The organism is Prochlorococcus marinus XMU1402 (genome assembly GCF_017696205.1).
Taxonomy (GTDB): domain Bacteria; phylum Cyanobacteriota; class Cyanobacteriia; order PCC-6307; family Cyanobiaceae; genus Prochlorococcus_A; species Prochlorococcus_A marinus_AC.
Window position 1 is genome coordinate 888093 of record NZ_JAAORD010000001.1, and the last position, 16014, is coordinate 904106.

Here is a 16014-nt window from a genome sequence, read left to right on the forward strand (position 1 = left end):
AATTTTAAATATTCCGTGGATTTAATTATCAGAGATAATATATCTAACATTATTTTTATTACTGGAGGAACAAAGAGTGGCAAAAGTGAATTCGCAGAACACTTAGCAAAAAAAGTAAAACAAATATCATATATTGCCTTATCTGAAAAAAATATTGATGATAAAGAATGGCAAGAAAAAATTAATTCACATAGAAAAAGAAGGCCCAATGATTGGAAATTAATAGAAACTACAGATCTATTAAATGTATTAAGTAAGGAAGATGGCCCATTATTAATAGATTCTATTGGCGGATTTGTTATGGAAAGTATTGGGAAAGAAAATAATGAATGGTCAACGAAGATGAATTTACTTATAAATCTTTTAATGAAAAGAAAAAGTATAACATTTATTGTTGGCGAACAAGTAGGTTGGAGTCTGGTCTCTGAATATAAAATTGGTAATACCTATATTGAAAGAATCGGCGAGCTTCAAAAGAGAATAACTAAAATATCAAAAGATAATTGGCTGACAATAAACGGTAGAGCAATCAAAATAGATGAAATAAGCATGGAAATACCTACTTAAAATTGGAAGTCGCTCTTTTTGAACCTAGAATCCCTCAAAATACTGGTAATATTGCCAGGTCATGTGCTGCATTTAATATACCTTTAAATCTCATAGAGCCCTTAGGTTTTAAACTAGAAGATAAATATTTAAAAAGAGCAGGATTAGATTATTGGCCTCTAGTTACTGTTAATAAGTATGGGAATTTTGACAAATTCCTTGCATCGAAAGAAAAAAAAAGAATAATCTCTTTTAGTAAAAAAAATGGGATATATCTAAAGGATTTTAGATTTCATAAAGATGATATTTTACTTTTTGGGAGGGAAGATTCGGGATTACCAGATTGCATTATTGATAAAAGTGACATTTTAATATCAATATTTATGCCAAATTTACAAACTAGAAACAATGATCAAAAAGGTGTTAGGAGTCTAAATCTTTCCGTAGCATGCGGTATCGCTATATATGAGGCCCATAAACAAATAAATTTTCAATATACTAATTAAGTACAACCAATGCCTTACAATATTCCCATGTCTCGGTAGCTCAGCTGGTTAGAGCGGCGGATTCATAGCCCGCAGGTCGCGTGTTCAAGTCACGCTCGAGACATTTTAATACTTTTGATTGAAGAATTTAGGTGAAATTTTTAATTGACTTAAACTAGTACAGAAAGTAATGTTTAATCCACTCAGTACAGTCTTAGATAAAAAGAAATCTAAAGCAAAATATCCAGAAGCTAGAGTAATAGTTCTTGATGATAGTTTTAATACTTTTCAACATGTCGCGAACTGCCTTCTGACAATTATCCCAGGCATGAGTCGAAAAAAGGCGTGGGATCATACCATCAAAATTGACAAGACAGGATCGGCGGAAGTTTGGAGAGGTAATCTTGAACAGGCAGAGTTGTATCATGAGCAACTATTCAGAAAAGGATTAAAAAGGCTCCGATCGAGAAAACATAAAAATAATTAGATTGGCAGAAATTTTTTGGTTACAAATTTGAACCTTTCAAGGGTTAAAAGATTTTCAAAGAATTAGCAAAATAAAGATGAATTTTTGAATATATGATTATTGACTCTTTAAGAATTAATAATGTTTTAGGAAAAGAACCACCCCTTATGTCAAACAAAGAAGAATTCAAAGTTGATACAGCTAGATATAAATGGAACTAGTTAATCACTCAAGGTTGGAGGAGAGCAAAACCAGTTCGGAAAGAATCTTAATAACCAATATTATTACTAGGATTTGTTATGTAAATTATCAGATTTAAGACATAATTAGCGGGTAAATTTAGTGGCTTCAAAAGTAGCAAAGCCATTCCTTGAGTTACATTAATTCCTTTATCTTCCATAAAAAAGGATAGTCTCATATTAATTATAAAAAGACTGTCAAATAAAAACTATAAAAACTGAAAGAAGGTAATAAGAATTTATTGTTTAAAGATATTTAAGTTATATTAAATTCATAAGTATATTTGAAAAAAAAAAAAAATAGATTTAGCGATACTTGTTATTTCCTCTTAAATCAAAAAAATCTATGAATTAATACTATAATTACTTTTTTAATTTATTATAGATAATTAATGAAATATCTAATGGTAAGCAAAAGATCCAGAGCTTTATTATGTATTGGAATAGTTTCCATTAGTATTGGATTAATATCAAAAAAAGTAGTAAATTATCCAACAGGAGGGTGTACGAAAGGGATTCATGAATTAACTTTTAATATTTAATCAAATAACTTTTAACTTGTTTCTTAATACTTAAATCCAGTCAACTTTGATAATTCTTTTAGTGAAAGTACACCTAAAATTAGTTTTCCATTTATTTCCCATGTAGGAAACCCTTGAATTTTTTTATCAATGCATATTTGAGTTTTACTATTTATACCATCTCTTGCACATTCAACTACATTAAGTTCATTATAAGCTTGCTTACCAAATAGTTCACTTTGATTAAGGCAATTAGGACACCAATATGCTGAATATTTAACTACACCATTTTTATTTAGGTATTTTGCTAACTCAATAGATTCCTCTGTACTTTCTGTAGTGACTATAAGTTCTCTTTGATTATACAAATGGGAACTAAATACAACATTTGGTAAAGTAAGAAAAGCTAGGAGTGGAATTAGTAAGCTTTTCATTTATTTAATACTTTTCCTCCATATTTTTTAACTATCTTATCAAGCAAAATTCGTATATCTTTATTTTTAAGTTTCTCCATTTGTTGAAGATTTTCAAGAAGATCAAAAATTTGATCCTGTGTGTCTTCATTTAATTCAGTTACTGCCATTAAGATTTAGAGTTTTAATATTGCAATTTTAGATCAAAAGTAAATTTACATACTTTATTGTATTTATATTTTTTTATTGCTATTTTTTTGAAGCGGGCTAAGGTTCATATCTCCACGAGGATTTAGTCCGCTGAATTTTAAAGATTCAATTTATTTTACGATACCTCTTTAAGTAAGTTGATTAGCAATAGTTTCTCAAATATTTATTATTGCTTAATTTCTAAATATTATTAAAAAAATATGGTCTATACAATAGAAGTGTGACACTATTTATTCTAAAATATTGTTATTTTGCTTCATGACTTTTTTAAAGTACTTAAACTCAATAAATTCATGCATCATTTTGATATCATCAGATAATATTTTTTTATTAACTGCATAGTCGTCACAATTACCTATAGATTTATTATTTTTTGATAATTTTTCTTTTCTAAAGAAAAGATTTGTAAATTCATTTTTTTCTTGACTATTTGAGCTAAAAGATTCATTCAATACTCCTCGAGACCTCAAAGCCTCTTCGACCAATAAACCTGTGACTTTTGACTGACTAAATTCATTAGCTGCGCACAATTTTTCTATAATTTCATGAATTTCTTCACTTGGTAAAAAACCAATTCTTTTCCTCGGAGAGGGCATAATATTAAAAAATTAGTGTCACACTTGCGCATTACAAGTGTTGCACTATATTTGATTTAAGTCAACTAATTTTTGCTATGCATATTTTAATATTTCCTGCCGGATTTATTCTTTGGTACCTGGCTTATGAAGCAAAACCTATAATTAATGATGAAGTAACACTTCATTGGGAAGAGAAAAATACAAATAAAAGAAATAAACTTCTAAATATAATCAACGAAAGCTTTTAAAACTCGCGGTCAATAGATTTTGACCATTCTTTGTGCTTATAATCTAGATCTGAGATTAGCTGTTTTTGATAAGTAAATTTGAGTTGATTTTCATTAAGAGATTTTTTTGTGATAATCATCTCTTTAGAGAAAAAATTAGGAGTGCTAGAACTACTAATCTTTTTTTTGAAATCCATATAAATTATTCATCTATATTTTTTATATGACTCAAATGGTTATAGTCTTATATTTTTTATATTTATTTTATATTTCCTTAATATATATTTTTAGCATGTTTGTAAAACTATATTAATTAATTTATTTAAAAAAAAAAGGTTATATTTAAACAACATATATACCCTATTATGAATCTTAAGGAGAGAGGCATTACAGTTGGAGATTTAATAATCATATTAATGATCATCATTACTTCTACAATATTAATTAAATCAATTAGCAAGGATAATAAAACACTTAATTATAGTAATCAAGAGAAAGTTTCATACAAGAAAACTTATTATCAAAAATTTATTTGAAAACTTATTTTAATTATTTTTTTATAGAAACTGTTAATTAATTCATGTAACTATTATTTATCTATACTTTAAATTTAAAGAATTCATAATTTTCTGATAAAGCGATTACATATTTTAAATATCTTGATGAAATGATTTTGAATTTTCCCATTTTAAATTATCTTTTAAATCATTGATATCATTTGATATTGAAACTAAATTAACCATTTGAAGAATTTGAGTTTTATTAAGCCTATTCATAGCAATAAGTTTATTAAGCATTTCCAAAACAGATTTATCATTAATATTCATTGTTTGTATAAAAATATGATACTTAAATTCAAATACTTTATCTTAAAGTTTTAAAAATTACTCTTAAAATTTTATAATATATTAAATGCTAAATAAAAAACATTTATAAAAATAATTAAATAGAAAAATCTCGCTGCCGAAAAAATCTAAAGCTCACTTTCTTATAAATTCGTTTATTGTAAAAGAAAAAAAATGAAAAAAAACCATAGGAATGAATATCTTAATAGAGATGAAGTTAATGAAATGATTGAATCAGCTATTAGAAGACACAATAGAAGATCCACAATAATATCAAGTGTACTTGGCTGGATTTTAATAGGGGGTTATTCGTTTGGACTTTTTCAAGCAGTACAAAACGTATAATAAATTTTTTCTTTAAACAGAACTTGCTAGATGGTAAATTAATGTAAGTATAGTTATTTATTATGAGGGAATATATTGAGGCAAATCTAACAGTAATAAGAAAATATTTTAAAAAACGAAAAAAATTTACTTCAAAATTGAATCATGCTTCAATAATGGAAGAATTTAAAGAATGGAGCAAAGATCCAATACCTGAAACAGAGTCAATATGGACTTTACCCGACTTAACGAGAAATGAAAGACTAAATAATTTTTGTCGCTCAATTAAAAAGGAAATAAAATAAATTTTTTTAACTACCTAGTTGTATATGATTTGCCTTTAAGTAAAAATAACCGGCAAAACCAACTATATTCAATACTATTACGAAAATCCAAGCTCCAATTGGTTGATTAGAATCAAATTTTTTTATTTTAACTTTATCCTTAAGTCTTTCTATATATTTAGCCATAATTAAAAATATTGATAAGAATTTTACTAATTATAGAGAGTTGAATTTAAAGGAATCTTAAATAAAATTGAATTTCATTTAATTCGATTTATTATTGTCAAGCCTGTTAATGGGATATTTAATTAACTCCTTTTTGAGATTTTTTAAAAGTTTATTATGATTCAAAATTGTAAATTTCTTAGTAAAGGAATAATGCCATTTCATTGAATTAAAAAAAAACTTGCTAATTCATTATTAATAAAATTATAATACTTATTACGGTCTTTCAGACCATAAATAATTTAAATAAGGACAAATTTTTTCATGAGCTTAAGAGTTGGCCAAGAAGCACCAGACTTTAGTGCTACAGCAGTATATGATCAAGAGTTTAAGGAGATTACACTTTCAGGTCTAAGAGGTAAATGGGTTGTTTTATTCTTTTACCCACTAGATTTTACATTTGTATGTCCAACTGAAATTACTGCATTTAGTGATAGATACCAAGATTTCTCGGCACTTAATACGGAAATACTTGGAGTATCAGTTGATAGTAAACACTGTCATTTGGCTTGGATACAAACCCCAAGAAATGAAGGTGGAATAGGTGATATTAACTATCCGTTAGTTTCTGATTTAAAAAGAGAAATTTGCCAAGCGTACAATGTTCTTAATGATGATGGAGAGGCAGATAGAGGTTTATTCCTAATCAATCCCGAAGGAGTAGTTATGCATACGACTGTTAACAAAGCACCAGTAGGCAGAAATGTTGATGAAACACTAAGGATTCTCCAAGGTTATCAATACGTTGCAGCAAACCCAGATGAAGTATGTCCAGCAAACTGGACTCCAGGGGAGAAAACAATGTTAGAGGACCCCAAAGGTAGTAAGGAATATTTTTCTGCGCTATAGAAGGGTTAGAAACATTCAAGTAAGTATCGAGTAGTAAATAATTATAAAAATATAAAAAATAAACATATTCAAAAAGGGGATAACATCCCCTTTTTGAGGTTTAGGGACCATCCAATCGCTTAAATTAGTTTTATATGATAGAAAAGACCACGAAAAAAAAGAAATTTCTATGGCGACTAAGATAAATAGATTAATCAAATTTAAGTCATTTAAACCAAAATATCTATAAATATGAAACTGATCATCAACGCTAATATTATTAATTTGAAAATGCCAAAGATAAAGAGAAATCAAAATAAAATTTACCAATATTATTTTTTTTAATAAAAACCTAGATTTCTTAAAAATTAATGAAATAGAAATTAAAAAAATGAAAAGACTTAACTGTAGAATTTCCAGTTTTGGTACATTAATTCCTCCAAGAAATAAATTAAATATAAGATCAAAATTTATATATAAATAATCAGCTATAAAGTAAGAGAGAAATATTAAATTTATTGCTACTAAGAATAATAATTTTTTTCCTTTGATTATATTTTTAGTATGAAGTTTATTCTTGTTAAAATTATAGTTTGTATAGTTTTTTAAAGAGTTTAAACACACCAAAGATGGACATATAATGCCGCTCAAATAGTAAAGGATTGAATAAAAGGAAATATCTTTTATATTTAATGAATACAAATTAAACCATTGTTTTTGTACAAATGGAAGAATAAGTAAAAATGAAAATGTAACTAATAATTTCGTTGTATTGTTTTTAATTATCAAGAAAATATTAAATTTTTTTTTAATTTAAAACAATTAAATCAAACTTTCAACAATTTATAAGTTGTTAATTTAAAAACTTTTTTATCTATAGTTTCTTTATCTAAAAGTATATCAACTAATTTATCAAGTAAAGCTCTATTATTTTTCAATATTTTTATTGAATTATTTAATGAAATTTTAGAAATATTTATGATTTCATTATCTATTCTAGAACTAGTATTTTCTGCGATGAGGGGCTTTCTTCTAAATAATCCATCTCCTAAAAACATTTCATTATTGCCAGAATCCATTGAAATTGGACCAATAATTGAAAATCCATATTTCGTAACCATTTCCCTTACAATATTTGTCGCATAAGAGATATCATTTAAGGAGCATTGTGTAATTTCACTTTCACCAAAAACTATAGTTTCTGCTGCTCTTCCAGCTAGAGCAATTTCAATCTTTGAAAATAATAATTTTTTTGAAATCAAGCCACTAGAAATTACATCTTCGTCAGGGGAAATTTTTGTATATCCTCCTAAAGATCCTGATCTAGGTAAAATCGTAATCTTATCAACTGATTCAATTCCATTTTTCACAGCAGATACAATCGCTCTGCCTACTTCGTTATAAGCAATAATTTTTTTCATATTAGGAGAAGTTATTAATGAACTTCTCAGGCCAATGGTAATTTTATCAAGAGCATTTTCTATATGAAGATCACTGATTATTTTAGATTCATCTCTTGCACAGTGAATAGCACTCTCATTCATTAAATTTGCAAGATCTGCTCCCGAAAATCCAACTGTTCTAGAAGCCCAATATCCTAAGTCAACTTCGCTTGAAAGTGGTTTGGAAAGTGAGTGAACTGAAAGAATTTTTTTTCTTCCGTCTAAATCTGGAAGCATTACTTCAATTTTTCTATCAAATCTACCTGGTCTTAATAATGCTGCATCCAAAATATCTGGTCTATTTGTTGCAGCTAAAACAATAATCCCGGAATTATCAGCAAAACCATCTAATTCAGTTAAAAGTTGATTGAGAGTTTGTTCTCTCTCATCATTACCACCTCCAATACCAGACCCTCTTTGCCTACCAATAGAATCAATTTCATCGATAAAAATTATACAAGGAGATTTTTCCTTAGCCTTAGAGAATAGATCCCGCACACGACTTGCTCCAACACCAACAAAAAGTTCTACAAACTCTGATGCCGATATTGAGAGAAAAGGGACTCCTGATTCACCGGCAATTGCTTTAGCCAATAATGTTTTACCCGTTCCTGGTGGACCAATTAAAAGAACTCCCTTAGGAACTTTTGCTCCAAGATTTTCAAATTTTTTTGGTTCTTTCAAGAAAGTTATTACTTCTTTTAATTCCTCAGCTGCTTCAGGAACACCAGCTACATCATCGAATCTCGTTTCTACATCATCAATAGTTACAAATTTAGCTTGATTTTTAGAAAAACCAAAGGCTCTGGAAGCCAATTTCGATGTACTTCTCAAGATTAAGACTATAGCTAATATAAAAATCAGGAAAAGACTTGTTGAAGCGAACTTGTTAGCAGCTGAAGCATCTTTTCTACTGTTATTTATAGTGAGATCAACTTTATTTTCAGTAGCCTTTTCAATGATTAATTGATCGTTGTAAAGGATAGGAATTTTAATTTTATCGCCATTTTTATACAAAACATCAATTTCTCTCTGTCTCGGATAAAAAAATATTGATTCTATTTTTCCCGTCTCTATATCCTTTAGAAGATCCGAATAACTTGATTTAGAATTTGAATATGAGAATTTTGATCTAAACACTAATTTTTACAAGTGATTAATAAAGCATATATGCTTATTTGAAAAATTGACGTATATAAACAAAATATACTCAAAAGTTTTGGAGATAACCAGTTAAGGGTTATATTAATATATGGAAATAAAGAAACAGAATGGCTGTACCAAAGAAGAAAAAATCAAAGAGCAAAAGGAACCAAAGGCACGCTGTTTGGAAAGGGAAGGCAGCAATGGCAGCTCAAAAAGCTATATCTTTAGGTAAATCAGTTTTAACTGGGAAAGCTCAAGGATTTGTTTACCCTATTGAAGACGAAGAAGAAGAATAGCTTTTAAGATCCTAATTTAAATGCCTCAAGTACAATTGCATAAATTGCACCTATCCTTAATTTATCAACTACGGTCCATACATAATAAAAATTTGAGTTAGAGGAAGGCTTAATTCTTATAATGATTTCAATAAAAACAATAATTATTGGAACCATAATCAACTCATTTTTACCTTCAGATATAAACTTTGTTAGAAAATTGGCGAACAAAAAATAACCTGTCAAAACAGAAATTAGACCAATAGATTTTGTTCTCCAAGTATCACTTAGAAACCCAAAAAATAAATTATTTAACTTGTAAGTAATTCTTGAAAAATTAGTTTTTTGCATTATTAAAAGACAATAAATAATCAATTAGAAAGCTACAGTCAACATATGATTTTTTTAGTTTAGGGCCTTTAATTACATTTGCCACATTATTCTCATCTCCAAGACTGTCTAAAATACAATCTAATCTAATATTTTCATCAAGAACAATTGGGATATTTGAAGGAACAAAAATGGTAGGTAAGTTAGCTCCTAAGGAAGATTTCAATCCTGGATTTGAGTCTTCGAAAACAATTGAGTTATTTTTGTTTATACCACTTAATTGAATTGCCTTTAAATAAGGTAATGGATTAGGTTTCTTCAATTCAACGTCTTCACTTGAAATAATAAACTCAAAAGGATTGAACCCATTAAAAAGGTATTCAACAAGTAGATCAACTTGATTTCTTGAACTTGAAGTAACAATAAATTGTCTTATTTTTTTTCTATGTAGTTCATTTATTAATCTAAAAACACCAGTTTTAAAACTAACGCAATTTTTTTTTATAATTTCCAAATAATGAAACTGTTTTTTTTCATGAATTTTGAGAATTAAATCTTCTGAGAAATCATAATTATTCGATTTAGCATAATAAGCTATCCTATTTTTGCCTCCATTTATCTTCAAAAGCTTTATATATTTATTAGTGTCCCAATTCCAATTAATACCAAGGTCATTGAAAGCATTATTAAAAGCAGGTAAATGAGCCTCTAACTCTGTATTTGCGATAGTACCATCTAAATCCCAATAAACACCCTCAAGATATTTCACCAAAAAAGAATTTCTTTTATTTACGGTAAAATACAAGTGCAATAATTGCTGGTCCTGCTAACGCAACTACAGCTAAAGGAATAAGTGTTGCCATGATAATGAATATGTTTTGTGATACTATTTTTACAAATAAATGACAAAACTGTACTGATACGTTACAAGATTGAATTAAATTATGAAATCATGGACATGCATAGAAAATTGTGGAGCTTGTTGTAAATTCGACTTGAACGAAAGAAGCGATTTGGCGGACAAACTTAACAAAGAAGATATAGCTTTGATAAATTCGATGACCGCCAAAGACGGTTGGTGTAAAAACCTTGATAGAGATAATAAAAAATGCTTAATTTATGAAACCAGGCCACATTTTTGCCGAGTAAATGAATTTTCGACTGCATTTAAAGAATATTTGAAATCTGGCGACAAATTTTTAATAGATTGCTGCAAACAACATATTTCATCAAATTATGGATACCAAAGTAAAGAGATGAAAACTTTTAGAATTGCTGTTTCAGCAAAATGAATAGTAAATTAGAAGAAAAAGAAAAAATTATAGAAAAAAGTTTTTTTTCTATATTTATAACGACTTTTACAACAATCTTTATTGCTGAACTGGGCGATAAAACTCAGATAGCCACATTAATGCTTTCTGCTGAATCGGGCAAGCCAATAATTGTTTTTCTTGGAAGTTCTCTTGCATTAATAAGCTCTAGTATAGTAGGAGTTCTTATTGGTAAATGGGTATCAAAAAAAATATCTCCTAGCAAATTTGCTTTATTTACTGGAGCATTAATGATATTGATAAGTATTTTTTTAGCTTATGAAACATTCAAAAATTATTTATAAATGATTTTAAGTTTATTACTATCAACATTTCTAACCGTTTTCATAGCCGAATTAGGTGACAAAACTCAACTTGCCACTTTAACTATAAGCGGAACTTCAAATAAACCATTAGCTGTTTTTCTAGGATCTTCTTCAGCACTTGTGTTTGCAAGTTTACTAGGAGCTTTAACAGGCGGTTCTATTTCAAGTTTTTTACCAGAAGTAGTTCTTAAGTCAATAGCCTCTATTACATTTTTTATAATTGGCATAAGGCTTTTTATCAACTCTTTCACCATCGAAAAAGAAATAAAAGATCAGAAAGAAAATAATTAGTTTTAAGCTTGGATAATTAGGTGTAATAATAAAGTGTATACCTCTAATTTAATTTATAATTTCATTTAGATCATGTTCTCATCTTCTTCAATAATTGATAATCTTAATCAGTCAGAAGGGTTAGAATATAAAAAATTATGCAGATTATTAAAAATAACAAAGAAATCTGATAAGGATAAATTAGGTATTGCTTTAACAGCTTTAGAAAAACTTGAAATAATTAATAAAAATGAAGATGATGAATATACCTTCATAAAAGATAGTGATCATCTTGTTGCTAAAATAAGATGTAGTAGCAAAGGCTATTGCTTTGCTGTAAGGGGAAAAGACAAAGAAGATATCTACATCAAAGAAAATCTACTTAACTATGCATGGAACGGAGATAAAGTTTTTGTAAGGATAATAAAAGAGGGTTATAGAAGAAGATCACCTGAGGGAATAGTTGATTGTATTCTTGAAAGATCAAATCAAATACTTCTTTCTAAAGTTGAAACAATAAACAATGATGTATATGCTATCCCAATAGACGATAGGATCCTTTCTAAAATAAAACTTCCAGAAGAGAATAAAAAATACACTTTCAAACCAGACAATAAGAATATAGTAAAAGTTGAGATTGATAGATTTCCCATAGGTCAAGAAGAAGGGCAAGGTCATGTGATACAAGAACTAAAACTAAACAATAACGAGGAAAATGATACAGACTTTGTTTTATCTAAAAGCAATATCGTTAAATCATACAATTTAAAAAATATTGAATCTAAAAAAATTGAAAAAAGGGAGAGGATAGACCTCACAGATAAAAACTCTTATTTATTCAAAAGTTGGAATTCTAATAATTCTCCGATGCTCCCAATGATTCAAATAGAGCAAGAAAAAAATAAAAGTACTAAGTTATGGATACATACAAATAATGTTGCAGAAAGGGTAGATCTTAATAGTAAAAAATCTCTAGAAATATTATTTAATGGCTTCGAATCATTTCCCTTATTAAATGATTGGCAAAACTACCTTAGTGAAGCCATAAGAAAAGATTCTGAATTTAAATTTGATGAAAATAATGAAGCAATTAGCCTCTGTTTGCATTTAAATAGTGATAATGAAATAATTGATTGGTCATTTCATCTTACTTTAGTGAAATGTGCTCTTATTGTTTCAAGTGATCATACTAACGCCCTTCTATCTAGAAAAAGTAAAACAAGAATAACCTCTCGGGTATTAAAACCTATAAAGGAATATATCGAAGATTTAGATAAAATACTGGAAATATCATGTTCATTCAGACAAAAACATCTGTTGTTGGGTAAGGTTGAAATTCCTGCTCCAATTAACAAAACAGAACTATTAGAAGAATTTTTTATTCACAATCCAGCTGAATATTCAAAAGAATATTTTCAAACATTAAATAAAGAAGATTGCCAAACATACCTTTCACCAATACTATATGAAGCTAATTTAATATGGTTCAAACATTCAAATCAATATAGCTTAAAAAGCGCAGGATATATCTCAAAGGGAATAGATTACGTTAATGCAAATGAAATCATCAAATATTCAGAATTTATTGATAATGAAATAGAGCTTAATGAAGATGGCAATTTATCATTTAGTCAAGTAATTAAATTATGTAGCGATGATGATAAAAAAAGAATCTTACATAAACTTCTAATTAATGAATTCAAGGACAACGAAATAAGTTTGGTTTCTAAAAATCCTAATAATGATGAATCAGAAAAACTATTTATTTCTCCATGGACAATTCCAGGATATGACTTCTCTAATCTTATTAATCAGTACTGTATTTTTAATATGATAATAAATGGTAAGAAATCAAAGAAAAATAATATTAATGCGATCAATATATCGGAAAGTAATTCATTAGACTTAGTAAATTGGGATATATTTAATTCATCAATTTCAAAGAATTTAGAAATATTATTTAACAATTTTATAATAGATAAACTTAATGAAAATAAGTACAAAGTTAACCAATATAAATCTAATATGATAAATATAAAAAAAGTAAGAAAAGCAGAAAAATCTCTAGGTAATATTTATAGTGGGTTTATATTATCAGTACAAACATATGGTTTCTTTGTTGAGATATCAGAACTAAATGTAGAGGGTTTAGTACATGTCAGCACTCTTAATAATGATTGGTATGAATATAGATCAAGGCAAAATCTATTGATTGGAAGAAAATCTAAAAAATCATATAAAGTTGGAGATGCAATAGAAGTCAAAATTATAAAAGTCGATATTCTTAAATATCAAATTGATTTAGAATTAACATAAATTTTTATAAAATATATTATGAAAATATTAACCAAAAAAATTTAAGATAACTTTTAAGAATTATGTATAAGAAAAAATATTTATTATTAACTCTTTTTTTTATAGTAATTTTTCAAATTTTATTATATACAAATAATAATCAGAAGACTTCATTTAGATACTTTAAATGGACTCTCCAAGAAGTAAGAATAGGAAAATTAATCAGCATTTCATTTTTTTCTGGTTTATTTATAAGTACTCTATTGAATACAACAATAACTAGCAGTGGTTTCAGAAAAAATAATTACGAAAATGTGGAAGATGATTTTGTATCTAATAGTAATGATGAAGATATGGAACCAAACGTTGAGATGCCACCACAAAGAGATATTAGAGAAACTCAACCAACAATTTCTGTCAATTACAGAGTAATTAAAAATATGAATGATAATAATTTAAAAAAAGATCGAAATTATTCAAATCAAGATATTAAAGATGACTGGGATAATGCTGATAATGATTGGTAGAAAAATAAATTAATTAAAAAATGTTTTTTTAATTTATAATAGGATAAATTATTTTTTTTATGGAAGAAAATTTAAACAAAAATAATGAATTAAATAAAGAAATATCTGACAACACTACTAAATCAAATTCTGAGGAAATAAAAGGACCTAAATCAGAAGAAGTTGTCAATATGGATATAAATAATGTTGATTCTGATACTAAAGTTGTTCTAAAAAATGAAATTAATACTCCCGAAGAACCTACAACAAAACCCAAAAAAGAACTCCCAGTAGAGAAAAAGCCTTTCCAAGAGTTTATTAATATACACCTAATTCCTTCACTTACTGAGGAAATTAATCAAAGAGGATTAGAAATAAACAATATTAACCTCACTAACACAAATAGACCTATTGCTGGAGATAAATGTTGGGTAATAAATTGTGAAATAAAAGATACATGTAACTTTTGGTTATCCTTTGAGAAGGATGACATTAGTTCATTAAAAAGTATTTCTTTATCAAAACCTAATCAAAAACCAAGTATTATTGAATCTTTTCTTATTGACGAAAAAAGAATTACCTTAAAATTAATTATTTCACGAGTTCTTCAAAGATTGAATGGACAAAAGTTAATAGGAGTTAACTAGAAAAACAATAACACCAAGTTAACTTTTCCCTCGAAAATACAAATCATAGTAAATAATAGTATTAATAAACCAAATAAAAAATGGCTCAATCTACTGTTGAATCAAAAAATAAAAAAGAAATAAATAATGGAAAGGTACCTGCTAAGGAAACAATTTTGTCTCCAAGGTTTTATACAACAGACTTTGACGCGATGGCCAATATGGATCTTTCAATTAATAAAGAGGAATTAGAGGCTATATGCGAGGAATTTAGGAAAGATTATAATAGGCATCATTTTGTAAGAAATAGTGAATTTGAAGGTGCTGCAGAAAAATTAGAACCTGAGACGAGAGAACTCTTTATAGATTTTCTAGAAGGAAGTTGCACTTCAGAATTTTCAGGATTTTTACTCTATAAGGAACTTAGCAAAAGGATTAAAGACAAAAACCCTCTTCTTGCCGAATGTTTTGCCCATATGGCCAGAGACGAAGCTAGGCATGCAGGTTTCCTGAATAAATCGATGAGTGATTTCGGGTTACAGTTAGATCTTGGCTTCTTAACCAAAAGCAAAGAATATACTTTTTTTGATCCAAGAAGTATTTTTTACGCAACATATTTATCGGAAAAAATTGGATATTGGAGATACATAGCGATTTATAGACATCTTGAAAAAAATCCAGAAAGCAAAATTTTTCCACTTTTCAATTATTTTGAACGTTGGTGTCAAGATGAGAACAGACACGGAGACTTTTTTGATGCCTTGATTAAAGCACAACCTCGTTCTGTCCAATCAATAAGTAATAAGCTCGATATAAAAATCTTTAAATTTAGTTTCACCCTAAATCATCCAATTTTTGATTATTTTCATAGATTTAGATACTACTTGAATAACCTTCCTTTAACTAATAGGTTGTGGTCAAGATTCTTCTTATTAGCTGTTTTTGCAACTATGTATCTAAGAGATTTAGGAATAAAAAAAGATTTCTACACTTCCTTAGGATTAGATGCTAGAGATTACGACCAATATGTTATTAACAAAACAAATGAAACTTCTGCTAGGGTTTTTCCTGTTGTACTAGATGTTTATGATAAATCTTTTTATGGAAGATTAGATAAAATTGTAGAGAATAACAGGATTCTTTCCGATATTGCAAGCAGTGAGGGAAATACAGTATCTAAAACTTTTAAAAAATTACCTAAATATTTATCAAACGGTTACCAGTTATTGAGACTATACTTATTAAAACCTCTTGATAGTAAAGATTTCCAACCTTCGATTAGATAATCTTTAATAGA

Annotated in this window: 24 protein-coding genes, 1 tRNA gene and 1 pseudogene; 17 read left to right on the forward strand and 9 right to left on the reverse strand. The window is 27.7% G+C overall.

Annotated features, from left to right (window positions below; genetic code table 11):
• Positions 1-15: 15 nt before the first annotated feature.
• The 4 genes and pseudogenes from HA141_RS05030 to clpS all read left to right on the forward strand — a co-directional run bounded on the left by HA141_RS05030 (position 16) and on the right by clpS (position 1508).
• Positions 16-567 (forward strand): bifunctional adenosylcobinamide kinase/adenosylcobinamide-phosphate guanylyltransferase, encoded by a 552-nt coding sequence (locus tag HA141_RS05030; RefSeq protein ID WP_209117504.1) that lies wholly within the window; start codon positions 16-18, stop codon positions 565-567.
• Between the two features lie 2 nt (positions 568-569).
• A complete protein-coding gene (locus tag HA141_RS05035; RefSeq protein WP_209117506.1) occupies positions 570-1052 on the forward strand; it encodes a tRNA (cytidine(34)-2'-O)-methyltransferase in 483 nt (160 codons plus the stop codon).
• 29 nt (positions 1053-1081) lie between these two features.
• Positions 1082-1155: transfer RNA gene (locus HA141_RS05040), tRNA-Met, on the forward strand.
• A gap of 66 nt (positions 1156-1221) precedes the next feature.
• Positions 1222-1508 (forward strand): annotated as a pseudogene (clpS, locus tag HA141_RS05045) (ATP-dependent Clp protease adapter ClpS).
• A 257-nt stretch (positions 1509-1765) separates the two neighbouring features.
• Here clpS and HA141_RS09700 read toward each other — a convergent pair.
• On the reverse strand, positions 1766-1897 hold the full coding sequence (locus HA141_RS09700; protein ID WP_257472966.1) for a hypothetical protein: 132 nt from the start codon (positions 1895-1897) through the stop codon (positions 1766-1768).
• 231 nt (positions 1898-2128) lie between these two features.
• Here HA141_RS09700 and HA141_RS05055 point away from each other — a divergent pair, with 231 nt between their 5' ends.
• Complete coding sequence (locus tag HA141_RS05055) at positions 2129-2278, forward strand: hypothetical protein (protein WP_209117510.1); 150 nt, start codon at positions 2129-2131, stop codon at positions 2276-2278.
• A 23-nt stretch (positions 2279-2301) separates the two neighbouring features.
• Here HA141_RS05055 and HA141_RS05060 read toward each other — a convergent pair whose 3' ends face one another.
• The 3 genes from HA141_RS05060 to HA141_RS05070 form a co-directional block, all read right to left on the reverse strand.
• The gene (locus HA141_RS05060) at positions 2302-2691 is read right to left on the reverse strand and encodes a hypothetical protein (protein ID WP_209117512.1); all 390 of its coding nucleotides are present in this window, start codon (positions 2689-2691) and stop codon (positions 2302-2304) included.
• Positions 2688-2840: a hypothetical protein gene (locus HA141_RS05065; protein WP_209117514.1), complete on the reverse strand. Its 153-nt coding sequence runs from the start codon at positions 2838-2840 to the stop codon at positions 2688-2690. Before HA141_RS05065 ends, HA141_RS05060 begins: the two co-directional genes overlap by 4 nt.
• Positions 2841-3110: 270 nt before the next feature.
• The gene (locus HA141_RS05070) at positions 3111-3476 is read right to left on the reverse strand and encodes a hypothetical protein (RefSeq protein ID WP_209117516.1); all 366 of its coding nucleotides are present in this window, start codon (positions 3474-3476) and stop codon (positions 3111-3113) included.
• A gap of 77 nt (positions 3477-3553) precedes the next feature.
• Between HA141_RS05070 and HA141_RS05075 the strand changes: the two genes are divergently transcribed.
• The gene (locus tag HA141_RS05075; RefSeq protein ID WP_209117518.1) at positions 3554-3706 is read left to right on the forward strand and encodes a hypothetical protein; all 153 of its coding nucleotides are present in this window, start codon (positions 3554-3556) and stop codon (positions 3704-3706) included.
• 629 nt (positions 3707-4335) lie between these two features.
• On the opposite strand, the gene HA141_RS05080 is transcribed toward HA141_RS05075, so the two are convergent.
• Positions 4336-4512: a hypothetical protein gene (locus tag HA141_RS05080; RefSeq protein ID WP_209117520.1), complete on the reverse strand. Its 177-nt coding sequence runs from the start codon at positions 4510-4512 to the stop codon at positions 4336-4338.
• A gap of 192 nt (positions 4513-4704) precedes the next feature.
• Here HA141_RS05080 and HA141_RS05085 point away from each other — a divergent pair, with 192 nt between their 5' ends.
• Positions 4705-4875, forward strand: coding sequence for a hypothetical protein (locus tag HA141_RS05085; RefSeq protein WP_209117522.1), 171 nt, complete (start codon positions 4705-4707; stop codon positions 4873-4875).
• A gap of 62 nt (positions 4876-4937) precedes the next feature.
• Complete coding sequence (locus HA141_RS05090) at positions 4938-5159, forward strand: hypothetical protein (RefSeq protein ID WP_209117525.1); 222 nt, start codon at positions 4938-4940, stop codon at positions 5157-5159.
• Between the two features lie 6 nt (positions 5160-5165).
• Here the strand turns inward: HA141_RS05090 and HA141_RS05095 are convergent, their stop codons facing one another.
• Positions 5166-5324 (reverse strand): hypothetical protein, encoded by a 159-nt coding sequence (locus HA141_RS05095; protein WP_209117527.1) that lies wholly within the window; start codon positions 5322-5324, stop codon positions 5166-5168.
• 303 nt (positions 5325-5627) lie between these two features.
• Here HA141_RS05095 and HA141_RS05100 point away from each other — a divergent pair, with 303 nt between their 5' ends.
• Positions 5628-6212 (forward strand): peroxiredoxin, encoded by a 585-nt coding sequence (locus tag HA141_RS05100; protein WP_025881525.1) that lies wholly within the window; start codon positions 5628-5630, stop codon positions 6210-6212.
• Positions 6213-7018: 806 nt separating this feature from the next.
• Here the strand turns inward: HA141_RS05100 and ftsH are convergent.
• Positions 7019-8773 carry an ATP-dependent zinc metalloprotease FtsH gene (ftsH, locus tag HA141_RS05105; RefSeq protein WP_209117529.1) on the reverse strand — a complete coding sequence of 585 codons (1755 nt, stop codon included), beginning with the start codon at positions 8771-8773 and terminating at the stop codon, positions 7019-7021.
• Positions 8774-8904: 131 nt separating this feature from the next.
• Between ftsH and HA141_RS05110 the strand changes: the two genes are divergently transcribed.
• Complete coding sequence (locus HA141_RS05110) at positions 8905-9075, forward strand: 50S ribosomal protein L32 (protein ID WP_209117531.1); 171 nt, start codon at positions 8905-8907, stop codon at positions 9073-9075.
• Between the two features lie 3 nt (positions 9076-9078).
• Here the strand turns inward: HA141_RS05110 and HA141_RS05115 are convergent, their stop codons facing one another.
• Complete coding sequence (locus HA141_RS05115) at positions 9079-9405, reverse strand: DUF565 domain-containing protein (protein ID WP_209117533.1); 327 nt, start codon at positions 9403-9405, stop codon at positions 9079-9081.
• Positions 9392-10153 (reverse strand): HAD-IA family hydrolase, encoded by a 762-nt coding sequence (locus tag HA141_RS05120; RefSeq protein WP_209117535.1) that lies wholly within the window; start codon positions 10151-10153, stop codon positions 9392-9394. The genes HA141_RS05115 and HA141_RS05120 overlap by 14 nt, the downstream gene beginning before the upstream one ends.
• A 175-nt stretch (positions 10154-10328) precedes the next feature.
• Here HA141_RS05120 and HA141_RS05130 point away from each other — a divergent pair, with 175 nt between their 5' ends.
• The 7 genes from HA141_RS05130 to acsF all read left to right on the forward strand — a co-directional run bounded on the left by HA141_RS05130 (position 10329) and on the right by acsF (position 16003).
• Positions 10329-10676, forward strand: a complete 348-nt coding sequence (locus tag HA141_RS05130) for a YkgJ family cysteine cluster protein (RefSeq protein WP_209117537.1) — start codon at positions 10329-10331, stop codon at positions 10674-10676.
• On the forward strand, positions 10673-10999 hold the full coding sequence (locus tag HA141_RS05135) for a TMEM165/GDT1 family protein (RefSeq protein ID WP_209117539.1): 327 nt from the start codon (positions 10673-10675) through the stop codon (positions 10997-10999). The genes HA141_RS05130 and HA141_RS05135 overlap by 4 nt, the downstream gene beginning before the upstream one ends.
• Positions 11000-11311, forward strand: coding sequence for a TMEM165/GDT1 family protein (locus HA141_RS05140; RefSeq protein WP_209117541.1), 312 nt, complete (start codon positions 11000-11002; stop codon positions 11309-11311).
• Between the two features lie 72 nt (positions 11312-11383).
• Positions 11384-13606: an RNB domain-containing ribonuclease gene (locus HA141_RS05145; protein ID WP_209117543.1), complete on the forward strand. Its 2223-nt coding sequence runs from the start codon at positions 11384-11386 to the stop codon at positions 13604-13606.
• A 242-nt stretch (positions 13607-13848) separates the two neighbouring features.
• Positions 13849-14112, forward strand: a complete 264-nt coding sequence (locus HA141_RS09765) for a hypothetical protein (protein ID WP_306822733.1) — start codon at positions 13849-13851, stop codon at positions 14110-14112.
• Positions 14113-14171: 59 nt separating this feature from the next.
• Positions 14172-14738, forward strand: a complete 567-nt coding sequence (locus tag HA141_RS05155; RefSeq protein WP_209117548.1) for a DUF2996 domain-containing protein — start codon at positions 14172-14174, stop codon at positions 14736-14738.
• 80 nt (positions 14739-14818) lie between these two features.
• Positions 14819-16003 carry a magnesium-protoporphyrin IX monomethyl ester (oxidative) cyclase gene (acsF, locus tag HA141_RS05160; RefSeq protein WP_209117550.1) on the forward strand — a complete coding sequence of 395 codons (1185 nt, stop codon included), beginning with the start codon at positions 14819-14821 and terminating at the stop codon, positions 16001-16003.
• The last annotated feature ends 11 nt before the right edge of the window (positions 16004-16014 follow it).